This is a genomic window from uncultured Arthrobacter sp., assembly GCF_902805515.1.
Lineage (GTDB): Bacteria > Actinomycetota > Actinomycetes > Actinomycetales > Micrococcaceae > Arthrobacter_D.
Genome location: NZ_CADCTE010000161.1, coordinates 15,091 through 27,262 on the forward strand (window position 1 = coordinate 15,091; position 12,172 = coordinate 27,262).

Annotated in this window: 12 protein-coding genes and 1 pseudogene; 8 read left to right on the top strand and 5 right to left on the bottom strand. The window is 65.3% G+C overall.

Annotated elements, in window-relative coordinates:
* Positions 1–29 precede the first annotated feature (29 nt).
* Positions 30–1,355, top strand: a complete 1,326-nt coding sequence (locus QZX79_RS14995; protein ID WP_294569428.1) for a hypothetical protein — start codon at positions 30–32, stop codon at positions 1,353–1,355.
* 6 nt (positions 1,356–1,361) lie between these two features.
* On the opposite strand, the pseudogene QZX79_RS15000 reads toward QZX79_RS14995, so the two are convergent.
* Positions 1,362–2,258: pseudogene (locus QZX79_RS15000) on the bottom strand (LysR family transcriptional regulator).
* 128 nt (positions 2,259–2,386) lie between these two features.
* On the opposite strand from QZX79_RS15000, the gene QZX79_RS15005 reads away from it, so the two are divergent.
* The 3 genes from QZX79_RS15005 to QZX79_RS15015 all read left to right on the top strand — a co-directional run bounded on the left by QZX79_RS15005 (position 2,387) and on the right by QZX79_RS15015 (position 4,980).
* Positions 2,387–3,769 (top strand): MFS transporter, encoded by a 1,383-nt coding sequence (locus tag QZX79_RS15005; RefSeq protein ID WP_294569430.1) that lies wholly within the window; start codon positions 2,387–2,389, stop codon positions 3,767–3,769.
* Positions 3,770–3,818: 49 nt separating this feature from the next.
* Positions 3,819–4,568, top strand: a complete 750-nt coding sequence (locus QZX79_RS15010; protein WP_294569450.1) for a 3-hydroxybutyrate dehydrogenase — start codon at positions 3,819–3,821, stop codon at positions 4,566–4,568.
* A 160-nt stretch (positions 4,569–4,728) separates the two neighbouring features.
* A complete protein-coding gene (locus QZX79_RS15015; RefSeq protein WP_294569432.1) occupies positions 4,729–4,980 on the top strand; it encodes a hypothetical protein in 252 nt (83 codons plus the stop codon).
* Between the two features lie 42 nt (positions 4,981–5,022).
* Here QZX79_RS15015 and QZX79_RS15020 read toward each other — a convergent pair whose 3' ends face one another.
* Positions 5,023–5,514, bottom strand: coding sequence for a GNAT family N-acetyltransferase (locus QZX79_RS15020; protein ID WP_294569434.1), 492 nt, complete (start codon positions 5,512–5,514; stop codon positions 5,023–5,025).
* 68 nt (positions 5,515–5,582) lie between these two features.
* Between QZX79_RS15020 and QZX79_RS15025 the strand changes: the two genes are divergently transcribed.
* On the top strand, positions 5,583–6,641 hold the full coding sequence (locus QZX79_RS15025; protein ID WP_294569436.1) for an LLM class flavin-dependent oxidoreductase: 1,059 nt from the start codon (positions 5,583–5,585) through the stop codon (positions 6,639–6,641).
* Between the two features lie 83 nt (positions 6,642–6,724).
* On the opposite strand, the gene QZX79_RS15030 is transcribed toward QZX79_RS15025, so the two are convergent.
* From QZX79_RS15030 to QZX79_RS15040, 3 genes are read right to left on the bottom strand one after another with little or no spacing between them, the layout of a single operon-like run.
* A complete protein-coding gene (locus tag QZX79_RS15030) occupies positions 6,725–8,728 on the bottom strand; it encodes a GAF domain-containing protein (RefSeq protein WP_294569438.1) in 2,004 nt (667 codons plus the stop codon).
* A 2-nt stretch (positions 8,729–8,730) separates the two neighbouring features.
* Positions 8,731–9,408 carry a response regulator transcription factor gene (locus tag QZX79_RS15035; RefSeq protein ID WP_294569440.1) on the bottom strand — a complete coding sequence of 226 codons (678 nt, stop codon included), beginning with the start codon at positions 9,406–9,408 and terminating at the stop codon, positions 8,731–8,733.
* Positions 9,405–9,773, bottom strand: coding sequence for a response regulator (locus QZX79_RS15040; protein ID WP_294569442.1), 369 nt, complete (start codon positions 9,771–9,773; stop codon positions 9,405–9,407). Before QZX79_RS15040 ends, QZX79_RS15035 begins: the two co-directional genes overlap by 4 nt.
* A gap of 158 nt (positions 9,774–9,931) precedes the next feature.
* Between QZX79_RS15040 and QZX79_RS15045 the strand changes: the two genes are divergently transcribed.
* From QZX79_RS15045 to QZX79_RS15055, 3 genes are read left to right on the top strand one after another with little or no spacing between them, the layout of a single operon-like run.
* The gene (locus QZX79_RS15045; RefSeq protein WP_294569443.1) at positions 9,932–10,666 is read left to right on the top strand and encodes an alpha/beta fold hydrolase; all 735 of its coding nucleotides are present in this window, start codon (positions 9,932–9,934) and stop codon (positions 10,664–10,666) included.
* 48 nt (positions 10,667–10,714) lie between these two features.
* Complete coding sequence (locus tag QZX79_RS15050; RefSeq protein ID WP_294569445.1) at positions 10,715–11,077, top strand: cupin domain-containing protein; 363 nt, start codon at positions 10,715–10,717, stop codon at positions 11,075–11,077.
* A gap of 49 nt (positions 11,078–11,126) precedes the next feature.
* Positions 11,127–12,086 (top strand): alpha/beta hydrolase, encoded by a 960-nt coding sequence (locus tag QZX79_RS15055; RefSeq protein ID WP_294569447.1) that lies wholly within the window; start codon positions 11,127–11,129, stop codon positions 12,084–12,086.
* Positions 12,087–12,172: the final 86 nt, after the last annotated feature.

The window sequence follows — 12,172 nt, forward strand, 5'->3', positions numbered from 1 at the left end:
CATGCCCTGCCTCCTATCGGAGAACAACCATGACCAAACCCGTCCGCCGCCATAACTTCGAGGGCACCCCCATGCGACTGCTGCGCCTTCTCATTGCCCTGCTGCTCGCGGTGGCCGCCACTGTCGCGGTCCCCATCCCCGCCCAGGCGGCCGATGTGGGAGTGCCTGGGCCATCGTATGCAGGCGACGGCGTCAGAACCCCGACTGCGGACAAGGCCCAGAGCAAGCTGTGGGTCCAGGACGGGCGTTGGTGGGCGCTGATGTGGAGTGCGTCCGCGAATGCGACGAAGATCCACCGGCTCGACGCCGCGACGCAGGTATGGCAGGAGACGGAAACGGTCGTTGACGCGCGGCCGAGCGCGCGCGGTGACGCGCTCTGGGACGAAAGGGGCGGCAAGCTCTACGTGGTGTCGGGCACGACGGTGCTCTCGGAGTGGGGTGCGCCACCGTCTCAGGAGGCGGTGACCTCGGGGTCCGCGGAGCTTCATCGATTCAGCTACGACGCATCGACGAAGACCTACACTCGGGACGCCGGGTTCCCCGTCACCCTCCGCCGTGGGAGTTCGGAATCGATTACGGTGGCGAAGGATTCCCTCGGCAAGCTTTGGGTCACCTACACCGTCGTCTCGGCCGACAACAGCAGTCGTGTCTACGTCAACCACTCGACGACGAGCGATGCTGCGTGGGGAACACCGTTCGTCCTGCCGACACCCAACGCCCAGGCGAGCAACGACGACATCTCTGCAGTCACGTCCTTTCAGGGCAACAAGATCGCAGTCATGTGGAGCAACCAGCGGTCGGAGCAAAAGAGGTTTTACCTGGCCGTCCACCAGGACGGCCAACCGGAGAAATCGTGGCAGACAGAGGTCGCCTATGGAGCGGGAAACAACTGCACCGGGGGATGCGCGAACGACCATCTAAACCTCAGGCAACTGGCAACCGACGGCAGCGGCCGGCTCTACGCCGCGATCAAGACATCCGCCCAGCAACCCGGTCAGACGTTGGTGGCGCTCTTGGTGCGAGACGGTAATGGCCGCTGGACCAGCGCACCGTTCGGTGCTGTCGAGGACGCCCACACCCGGCCCATGGTCATGATCGACCAGGAGCACCGTCAGGTGTGGATGTTCGCGGTCGCGCCGGAGGGGGGCGGCACCGTCTATTACAAGAAGGCGCCGCTTGACAACGTGTCTTTCCCGCCCGGCCCCGGTACGCCCGTCATCCGCAGCGGTACCGACCTGGACATCAACGACCCCACAACCACGAAACAGAACGTCACCGGTCAGACCGGTCTGGTGGTGTTGACCGCCTCGAGGGTCAACGCCCGGTACTGGCACGCCGCCATAGATCTTCGGTAGTTGTACCTAGCCGCGGCCCAGCAGCTTTTCCCGGTCGGTGGCCATCTGCTCCCGCAGTGCGTGAACCACGGCGGCCACCGCGGGACGCCGCATCGAGTCGGGCCGGAGCACCATCCAGTAGGGCAGCAGTTCGGCGACGTTGGCAGGGAGCAGGCGCACTAGGTCGTCATGGAGGTCACCCATGAAGCAGGGCAGGAAACCTATTCCGGCTCCCGCACGGGTGGCCTCCACATGGACGAAAACGTTGGTGGACGTGAAGCCGTCCCGCATCTCGGGCACCAGCCGCCGTGGGGCGTCCAAGGCATCGACCTGAAGCATCGAATCCACGAAGTAGACGAGCGGATGCTCCTTGAGATCGGCCATGGTGGCCGGGATTCCATGCTCCGCCAGGTATCCGCGCGAGGCGTACATCCCCAGCATGTAGTCACCTAGCCGGATCGCTTCGGCCCGGTGAACCTGCGGTTCACCGACCACCACCTCGATGTCGAGTCCCGAACGCTGCTGCAGGGCACGCCGGGTCATGGTCACCACCTACACGCTCAGCCCCGGATGTTCGCGCCGCAGCCGCGCTACGGCCGGCGCGGCAATGTAGGCGCTGAACCCGTCCGTGGCCGTCATCCGCACGACGCCGGTGATCGGGTCGGGTGCCCGCCCGCCGGGGCCGAGTGCCCCAACCGCCGCTTCCACCTGCTCCGCCACCAGCACCGCCTGGGCTCCAAGCTCCGTCAGCTCCCAACCGCTGGTGGCCCGGGCCAGAACCCGGCCGCCCAGCGCCTTCTCCAAGGCCGCTATCCGCCGGGCGACGGTGGTGTGGTTCAGCCCCAGGGCCTGGGCGGCCGCGGTGAACCTGGTGGAGCGGGAAACCTCAAGCAGGACCAGCAGGTCGTCGGGACGGGCAATCATGTCTGCAATTATGCACAGTTGGGGTGCCGTTTTAGCCATGGACGGCTCGATTCTGTGCAGTAAAGTCCATCGAAGCATTAGTGCTGAAGATCACAGCACGCGTCATTCCATGTTCAAAGGAGAACCCCATGAGCGTTGAGCAACGCCCGCCGCACAAGGCCGCCGGACCTGCATCCCAAGGATCCGGACTCAAGAAGATCGTGGCCGCCTCAATGGTGGGCACCGTAGTGGAGTGGTACGAGTTTTTCCTCTACGCCACCGCCGCCACCCTGGTCTTCGGCAAGTACTTCTTCCCCGCCACCGGGAATGAGCTGGACGGCATCATCCAGGCCTTCCTCACCTACGCCGTCGGGTTCGTAGCACGCCCGCTGGGCGGCATTGTGTTCGGGCAGATCGGTGACAAGCTGGGCCGCAAGCCCACGCTCCAGCTGACCATCGTGATTGTCGGCGTGGCGACCTTCCTGATGGGCTGCCTGCCGGGCTTCGCCGAAATCGGCTACCTTGCACCTACCCTGCTGGTCGCACTGCGCTTCATCCAGGGCTTTGCCCTGGGCGGCGAATGGGGCGGGGCCGTCCTGCTCGTTGCGGAGCACAGCCCCGCCAGGTCCCGCGGATTCTGGTCCAGCTGGCCCCAGGCCGCCGTTCCGGTGGGCAACCTGCTGGCCACGCTCGTGCTGTTCATCATGTCCTCCGTACTCAGCAGTGAGGAATTCCTCAGCTGGGGCTGGCGCGTGGCGTTCTGGCTCTCTGCGGTGATCGTCTTCGTTGGCTATTACATCCGCACCCATGTCACCGAGGCGCCGATCTTCTTGGAGGCCAAGGCTTTGGTGGAGAAGGAGCAGGCCGTCAGCTACGGCGTGTTCGAAGTGGTCCGCAAGTACCCCAAGGGAATCCTGCAGGCCATGGGCCTGCGTTTCGCCGAAAACATCATGTACTACCTGGTGGTCAGCTTCTCGATCGTCTACCTCAAGACCGTCCACCAGTACGACACGTCCTCGCTCCTGCTGGCGCTCTTGATCGCCCACGTCGTGCACTTCCTGGTCATTCCGCAGGTGGGACGCCTCGTGGACGGCTGGGGCCGGAAGCCGGTCTACCTTGTCGGAGCCGTCCTCGGTGCCAGCTGGCCCTTCTTTGCCTTCCCCATCTTCGACACGCGCAATGCGGTGGCCATCGTCGCCGCCGTGACGATTGGGCTGTGCCTGCACGCGTTCATGTACGCCGGGCAGCCGGCCATCATGGCCGAACTGTTCCCCACCCGCATGCGCTACTCCGGCGTATCGCTCGGTTCCCAGGTGACGTCGATCTTCGCCGGTTCGCTGGCTCCGCTGCTCGCCACCCAGTGGCTGAAGGACACCGGCTCATGGGTGCCCACCGCGATCTACCTGATCGTGGCGTGCGCCATCACGTCGGCTGCCGTGCTGAGCCTGAAGGAAACCAAGGGCATCGCGCTGGAGGAAGTGGACAGGGCCGACGCCGCACGTGAAGGAGTGCTGCCGGCCGGCAGGCGTTGAGCTGCTGGTGGGACAGTCCGCTGGAACAACGGAGGAAGCCGGGATGGAAATGAAAGACACTTTGAAGGGCCGTAAGGCAATGGTGACCGGAGGTGCCAGCGGGATCGGTGCTGCGTGCGTCCGGGAACTGGCGGGGCGGGGTGCGAAAGTGGTGGTGGCCGATGTCGACGCCGCCAGCGCCGCCGCTCTCGCCGACGAGGTGGGCGGCACCTCATGGGCAGTGGATCTGCTGAACGTGGACTCGCTCGCCACCGTGAGCCTGGACTGCGACATCCTGGTGAACAACGCAGGGATCCAGCGGATAAGCCCCATCGAGGAGTTTGACCCGGCGGAGTTCCGCCGGATCATTGCCCTGATGCTGGAGGCCCCGTTCCTGCTGATCCGGGCCGCCCTGCCTCACATGTACGCCAACGGCTTTGGACGCATCATCAACGTGTCCTCCGTGCACGGACTCCGCGCTTCGGCGTTCAAGAGCGCCTACGTTTCCGCCAAGCATGGCCTGGAAGGGCTGAGCAAGGTGACGGCACTCGAAGGCGGCGGCCATGGCGTTACCTCCAACTGCATCAACCCCGGCTACGTCCGAACCCCCCTGGTGGAAAAGCAGCTCGCAGAGCAGGCCCGCGTTCACGGCATCCCCGAAGCCGAGGTCCTGGCCAAGGTGATGCTCACCGAATCAGCCATAAAACGCCTCGTGGAGCCCACGGAAGTCGCGTCACTGGTGGCCTGGCTGGCTTCCGACGACGCGGGAATGGTGACCGGCGCCAGCTACACCATGGACGGGGGCTGGTCCGCGCGGTAACGGCCACGGTCCGGAAAGACTGGGGATCGCATTCCGCGTGGCCGGCGGCAGGACAGCGGAGGGATGGCACGCGGTGTCTTCACGGCGGGTTCATGGCACGTTCACTTCCTCGTGGAAGCCTTGGAACATATCGATCATGCGGGCGGAACAGGAGGGCGGCGTGTCACAGGCAGCTGACAGGCACGGGAAAGCAGCGGACACCGGGTCACTGGAAACCGGGATGAACTGGAAGGACCTGCGCCGCGGGCAGGCTGTGACCGTTGAGCCGGTCGATGGACACAGCCTTCCCGGGTGGGTCGACGATCTCGCCGAGGACCGCAGCGTGCTGTGGATCCAGCTCGGTGAGGGGCGGGGGCGCCGTCTGATCCACTCCCTGGACGGTGTCGCCATCCGGTCCCGCAGGCGGGGATAGGGCCGCTGGCGTCTGCCGGCCTCCGGCAGCGCAGTGCTGCCGTTACCGGGCGAGATCGAATCTCCAGACGTTCACCTGAAGGTCCTGGCCGCGAAATGGGAAATTCGCGCTGCCCGTCAGCTCGAAACCAGCTCGACCACACAGCGCGTTCGATGCATCGTTTTCCACTGATGGAAACGCGAAGAGATCACGCCCCGGCGGAGCGAAGTTAAGAGCATCATCGATAAGGAGGGCGACCGCCGCGCTGGCCACACCGCGCCCTTGGGCCCGTGGAAGGACGAACCAGCCGGTCTCGACAGCGGGCCGACCTTCCCAGTCCGTTTCCCACCAACCGATACCGCCCACCGCGTCGTCACCGTCCAACACCACGAACATCCGAGCAGTGCCCTCGTCCCACAGCCGCAGATAGTTCTCATGCCGCTTGGCCACTTGGGCAGTGGACTCCGGGCCGGCGATGAACGCCGTCATTGCGTCCTTATTCGCTTCAACCAGTAGCTCTGCATCAGATCCGGACCACCGGCGCAGTTGAATCATGTGGCAACTCTACGACCGCCCAGCGCATAGTCTGGGTCAGTCCGACGCCGATCCTTCGAAGGAAGCCCATGCCCGTCTCCCCGCGCCCGCTACGCAAGCTCGGATTCCTAACGATCGGTTTGTTCGATCCGGCGGATCCGGCCGCGGGGCACGAGTCGACCCTGCAGATCATCGAACTCGGCGAGCGGCTGGGTTTTGACAGCGCCTGGCTGCGCCACCGCCACCTGCAGTTCGGAATCTCCTCGCCTGTTGCGATGATGGCCGCTGCCAGCCAGCGCACCTCCCGGATTGAGCTTGGCACTGCCGTGACACCGATGGGCTGGGAGAACCCGCTGCGCCTGGCCGAGGATCTGGCCACGGTCGATCTCCTTTCGGGCGGGCGGATCAATCCGGGCCTGAGTGTTGGGGAACCGATGCACTACGACACGGTGAAGGACGAGCTGTACCCGAATTCGTCGGCGTCGGAGGACTTCAGCTACGCACGCGTGGAACGGTTCGCCCGCTTCGTCGCAGGGGAACCGATACGGGCCTTCTCAGGACGGCAGGGCGTCGTCGAGGAGTTTTCCGACCGTGTCGAGCCGCACTCCCCCGGGCTCCGGCAACGCCTGTGGTACGGGGCAGGGAGCAGGAGGTCGGCAGTCTGGGCCGCAGCGAATGGGTTCAACCTGCTCTCCAGCAGCGTGATCCTTCCCGACGAAGACCAGGACCCTGTCTTCGGCCAAATCCAGCAGTCCCAGATCCGCGCCTACCGTGAAGCGGCAGCGGCATCACCCGAAGCGCTCGGAGGGGCCCGGGTCTCGCAGGGCCTGGTGGTGATCCCGACCGATTCGGCGTCGTCGGGCCAGCGGGAGAAGTACATCCAATACGTGAATGAACGCCTACCACGCACCCGGGCACCGCAGGGGCCGCGGGGGATGCTGTTCGCCCCGGATGTGATCGGCACCAGCGACGAGATCGCGGAACAGCTTTACGCGCATGCCGGCTTCCAGGAGGTCGATGAGGTGGCCTTCGCCTTACCGTTCAGTTTCGATCATGAGGACTATGTCCAGATCCTCACGGACATCGCCACCAGCCTGGGTCCCGCCCTGGGATGGTCCCCGGCGGAAGTCGTCCAGGACCCGCAGTAGGAGCCGCATCCCCTCAACGCCGGCCACAATGCGGGGCGGGCTGGAACGGGCCGGGCCGGGGTGAGTCCTGAAGGCGGCTCCAGTCACCTGTCCCGGTCGTGTTGCGAAGCCGAGGACAGTGGAAGAGTCACGTCGAGGTCCGTGCCGGATCCCGGTGGGCTCGTGATGGTGATCGTTCCACCGGCGGCCTCGATGCGGTCGGTCAGTCCAGTGAGTCCGGTTCCTCTGTCGGGGTCGGCGCCGCCCACGCCGTCATCGCGCACGCGTAGGTGAAGCTCGTCTCCTGCCTCCGAGAGCCAGGCTGCGACGTCGACATGCTCTGCGTGTGCATGCTTGATGGCGTTCGTGATCGCCTCAGCGGCGGTGAAATACCCTGTCGTCTCTACAGTCCCGGGAAGCCTGGGCAGCAGCAGGTGCAATGTGACGGCCACCGGCAGGTCGGTGACGAAGGATTCGATGCCGGCCACGAGACCTCCTCGGGTGAGTGCGACGGGCAGGATGCCCCGCACCAGGTCCCGCAGTTGCCGGTTCGCTTCCTCGGCGTGCGTCAAGGCTTCCTGAATGAGGGCGGCCGTGGACATGCCGTGCGCGCCCCGGTCGCGGGCGAGTTTGAGCGCCAGGATGGTGTGTACCAACCGCTGCTGCGCTCCGTCGTGCACATCGCGTTGCAGCTGGTGCCGTGCGTCGTTTGCGGCTTTGACCATGCGCTCCCTGGATGCGATGAGCGCTTCCCTGGCCCGGGCGTTGGCAAAAGTGGCCGCAGCGAGATCAGCAAAGGCTTCCAGATCGGTCCCGGCAGGGTCCGCCGTCGAATCCGGACGGGGCGCAGCGAGCAAAGCGCCGGACAACTGGTCTGCGACTGTGACAGGCACCCCCACGTGGGATCCTGCGTCGCCGCCGAACACGCAATGCGCGGCGGAAGTTATCTCGTCGACCTGTATTGAGCCGCGCGGGCTCCGCTCGACAGGTAATTCTTTGACCGCGGGGAGTCGTGTTCCTGCCGCGATCCCGCTTTGACAGGCCGCCGCGATCACCGGTCCGTCCGCGTCGAATCGTACGATCACGACCGGCGAGTCATCGAGCAGGCGGGACAGTTCCGCCGCGATGGATTGGAAGACGTCCGACGGCGCTGCGCCGCCTGCAATGAGTTCGGCAATCCTGCGAAGTGCTGTCTGCTCCTCGGCAAGGTGGCGTAGGTGCAGGCGGGTCAGGATCGCGGATACGACCTGACCGGTGACCTGTGTGAGGTTCCGTAGTCGCGCGTCCGTCGTGTCGGGTAGTGGGTGGGTCAGTGCTTCAATCTCGAGATACGCCCACGTGCGCTCGTGGGTCTGGATGGGATAGGACAGGGATGGATGATCCTCCGCCATCGAGGTCGAGTTTTGTGGAGGTGAGAAAAGCGTCATCGGGCCGGGATTGATTGTTGCCCGCGCAACGCCTCGTAAGGTGAGCGCGTGAGCCACTGTCATCGCCAGCGCCCTCTCGGATGAGGCGCCCGTGACTGATTGCTCGGCCAAAAGCCGTATTGCGGAATCGTGTTGGGCGGTAGCGCGCAGTTCCTCCCGGGCTTCGATGTTGGCGATCGTCGTCACCACGAGTTGAGCGAAGCTCTCGAGTCTGTCCTCAGTACGCCGGGGTAGGGGCCCGGTGAGTGAGGTGGCTGAGAACGCACCCCAGACGACGCCTTCGATGATCACCGGTACTGAAACGCACGCCCGAAGCCCATATTCCTCGGCGAGCGCGGCGTTGACCTCGAGCCTGAAGTCATCAACACGCACGCTGGATTTTTGCTGGCGTACTCGATACGGCTGGGTACCCGGTCCGAACTTTATGCGGGTGCCGATCGGCGTCGGGCCGGCATGGGCGGCCACGACCATGATTTCGTCGCCAGCGGTGTAGCGAGTGATCGTGACCGCGTCACCGTCAAGTTGCCGGGATGCCTCAATCGCTGCCAACTGAAGCACATCTTCAGTGCGGCTCGCTCTCGCAACGAGGTCAGCGATGTCGCGGAGAGAGCGCCCTTCGCTGGCTAGTCTCTGTAACCCTTCCAAGTCATGATCGGGAATTGGAAGCTCGGACGGGCTCATGATCAGGGGCCCTGAGCGGCGAGGTAGCGGAGCACGGCCTGCACCCGGCGGTGGCCATCGGTCAGCTGGGCGAGCCCGAGCTTCCGGAACATCACCGTGACGTGCTTCTCGACAGCCGCTTCGCTGATGAGAAGCGCACGGGCGATGCCTCGATTCGATAATCCTTCTGCCATGCAGGCCAGGACGCTGCGCTCGCGGTCGGTGAGGTCAGCGAGCTCGGAGGGGACAGTGCGCGGCCGCAGCATCCGTGTGACAACCTCGGGATCCAGGGCACTTCCTCCATGGGCAACCCGTTTGACCGCCGCTGCAAAATCGTCGACGTCCCCCACACGTTCTTTGAGGAGATATCCGACGCCTTGCGGCCGATCACCGATCAGGTCGATCGCGAATTCGGGCTCGCAGTACTGGGTCAGCAGCACCACTCCCGTACCGGGCAGGCGTTTGCGGACTTCGATGGCGGTCCGCAAGCCATCGTCACCGTGATGTGGAGGCATTCGAACATCGACGACGACGACATCGGGACGGAACGCCAAAGTCATGGCGAGAAGTTTGGTCGCATCCCCGGTCGAAGCGACGACATCTAGACCTGCGCCCAGAAGCACCCGCGTCACTCCCTCACGGAGAAGTACATCGTCCTCTCCGACGGCAACGCGCACCGGGGACGATGCGGGTGAACTCACCAACCTTGCCCATCGCCAATGATCGACCGAAGCGTCGAGCACGACAATTCGCTTTTCGGAATGAACCCGTCCGCACCCGCCGCGGCGGCTTCCTCTGCCGAGGTTGCGTCGCTATCGGCGGAAATCAGCACCACCCGAACCCGATACGGTGCTCCGGTGAGTTGCCGGCTCAGTTCCAGGCCGTCACTGTCAGGAAGCCCAATATCGACAAGTGCGACGTCTGGCCGCGAGGCGACGGCACAACGCAAAGCCTCGGCCACGTTGCCAGCGTCGCCCCCTGACGCGTACCCGCAGCTCTCGAGCAGTCTTCTCGCCAAGTCCCGAAACCTTTCATCATCATCGACGACGAGCACGAATTGGGCCATCCCCCAGCCTCCCACTCAGTCTGCTCTTCTGCAGGGGGGTTTACCAGAGCATTACTCCGGGTATCCCCGGCGCGGTGGTGGAGACGACGGACGAGACTTGAGCTGTCAAAGGCCCACGCGGGCACGGCACCAGCGCCCACTGCACAAGGGAGAACATCATGAGCATCACCGAACCGTCACCCGCCAGGCCCACCGTCGTGCTCGTCCACGGCGCTTTCGCGGATTCATCGAGCTGGAACGCGGTGATCAGCCCGCTTCTGGCCGAGGGCTACCCGGCGATCGCCGTCGCGAACCCGCTGCGCGGGGTCACCGTCGATTCCGAATACCTCCGGGCCCTGCTGGCCGACATCACCGGCGAGATCATCCTGGTCGGGCACTCCTACGGCGGCACGGTCATCAGCGGCGGCGGCACCGGCAACCCCAACGTGAAGGCCCTGGTGTTCATCGGCGCCTTCGCACCCGAGGAAGGAGAGACCCCCGGGGAGCTTGCCAACAAGTTCGAAGGCTCCACCCTCGGGGAAACGCTCGCTGCGGTGGATGTCCCCGGCGGCAGGGACCTTTACATCATGCAGAGCCGCTACCACGCGCAGTTCGCGGCCGATTCCCCGGCGGAGGTCGCCGCGGTGATGGGTGTCGGCCAGCGCCCCATCCTGGAGGCCGCCTTCTCGGAGGCCTCCACAGAGCCGGCGTGGAAGTCGGTGCCCTCATGGTTCCTCTTCGGTGCCGAGGACCGGAACATCCCGGCCGCCGCCCACCGCTTCATGGCCGAGCGCGCCGGGTCACGGAAAACGATCGAGCTCAAAGGCGGCTCCCACACGGTCGCGATTCCCGAGGCGGCCCAGGTCGTTGACCTCATCCGCGAAGCCGCCGCCGCCACCACTGGCCGCCAGTAAGACGATAACCGGGCAACACGAGCCGCCAATCCCAGAAGGATCAAGAACATGACCGAAGCACAAGAGGCCAAGCCGGCCCTGACCCGGGTCAGTCTGCAGGATGCGTCCAGTCCGGTGCAGGGCTGGAGGATCCGTCAGACCCTGGTGGAAATCCCCGAAGGCACCTCCTCCGGCCGGCACAGCCATCCCGGGCCCGAAGTGGGCTACATCATCCGCGGAGACGTGTCCATGGAGTTCGACGACAGGCCCCCGCTCGAGCTTCACGCCGGAAGCCCGTTCCTCATTCCGCCGAACACCATCCACAACGCGGTGAACGTCGGTTCGGTCACCACGAAAATGCTCTCGACCTACTTCGTCGAAGCGGAGCAGCCACTGGTCACCAACTACCCCGCACCGGAACGTGCCGAATGAACACCAGTGCACATCATCCATCCACGCAGCAGCCCAGAAAGGTACCACCATGCCCAAAGTAGTGCTCGAACCAGGTGCCCAGATCATCGCCGACGCCACCGCCCAGCCACCGGCTCTGGCCGATCTGGGGGTCGAAGGTGCCCGCAAACTGCTCGATGACCTCCAGGCAGCCCCGGTCGACAAGGTCGAGATCGGCGAGGACAAGTGGATCACCGTCCCGGCCGAGGTCGGAGACGTACAGGTGCGCATCATCAAACCCGTGGGCGCCACCGGGACGCTGCCGGTGATCCTCTACGTCCACGGAGGCGGCTGGATCCTTGGCAACTCCGGCACCCACGACCGCCTCATCCGGGAACTGTGCGCCGGGGCCAACGCCGCCCTGGCCTTCGTGGAATATGAACGCTCCCCCGAGGCCCAGTACCCGAAGGCCATCGAGCAGGCCTACGCCACCGCGCAGTGGATCACGAAGCAGGGCGCCACGGAGGGCCTGGACGGGTCCCGCATGGCCGTTGCCGGTGACTCGGTCGGCGGCAACATGACCGCGGCCCTGACTTTGCTCGCAAAGCAGCGCGGTGACGTGACCTTCGTCCACCAGTCCTTGTACTATCCGGTCACGGACGCCGGCCAGGACACCGAAAGCTACCGCACGTTCGCCGACGGACCGTTCCTGACCGCCAGAAGCATGGCCTGGTTCTGGGACGCCTACCTCCCCGACGTCAGCCGTCGCTCGGAGATCACCGTCTCACCGCTGAGGGCCACGCTCGAGGACCTTCGAGGGCTTCCACCGGCCCTGCTGCTCGTGGACCAGAACGACCCGCTCCGGGACGAGGGCGAGGCCTACGCGGCGAAACTCGTCGAAGCCGGGGTGACCACCACCAGCGTCCGCTACAACTTCGTCACCCACGACTTCATGATGCTCAACCCCGAACGCGTCACCCAGGGAACGACCGCCGCCATCGAGCAGGCAATCCGCTCGCTTCAGAAGGCGCTGGGAACCGGAACGGACTAGAACGGATCTGCCCGCAGGACCCCCGGCCACCCACCGGGGGTCCCCGTCGCCTCGGCTAACCGGGCCGGGGGCGGGTGCGGGATCCG

Bases quoted from the DNA above. Each gene is read 5' to 3' on its own strand.
- QZX79_RS15055 (WP_294569447.1), top strand. From the start codon at position 11,127: ATGCCCAAAGTAGTGCTCGAACCAGGTGCCCAGATCATCGCCGACGCC.
- QZX79_RS15040 (WP_294569442.1), bottom strand. From the start codon at position 9,773: ATGGCCCAATTCGTGCTCGTCGTCGATGATGATGAAAGGTTTCGGGAC.
- QZX79_RS15025 (WP_294569436.1), top strand. From the start codon at position 5,583: ATGCCCGTCTCCCCGCGCCCGCTACGCAAGCTCGGATTCCTAACGATC.
- QZX79_RS15045 (WP_294569443.1), top strand. From the start codon at position 9,932: ATGAGCATCACCGAACCGTCACCCGCCAGGCCCACCGTCGTGCTCGTC.
- QZX79_RS15010 (WP_294569450.1), top strand. From the start codon at position 3,819: ATGAAAGACACTTTGAAGGGCCGTAAGGCAATGGTGACCGGAGGTGCC.
- QZX79_RS15050 (WP_294569445.1), top strand. From the start codon at position 10,715: ATGACCGAAGCACAAGAGGCCAAGCCGGCCCTGACCCGGGTCAGTCTG.
- QZX79_RS15030 (WP_294569438.1), bottom strand. From the start codon at position 8,728: ATGAGCCCGTCCGAGCTTCCAATTCCCGATCATGACTTGGAAGGGTTA.
- QZX79_RS14995 (WP_294569428.1), top strand. From the start codon at position 30: ATGACCAAACCCGTCCGCCGCCATAACTTCGAGGGCACCCCCATGCGA.
- QZX79_RS15005 (WP_294569430.1), top strand. From the start codon at position 2,387: ATGAGCGTTGAGCAACGCCCGCCGCACAAGGCCGCCGGACCTGCATCC.
- QZX79_RS15020 (WP_294569434.1), bottom strand. From the start codon at position 5,514: ATGATTCAACTGCGCCGGTGGTCCGGATCTGATGCAGAGCTACTGGTT.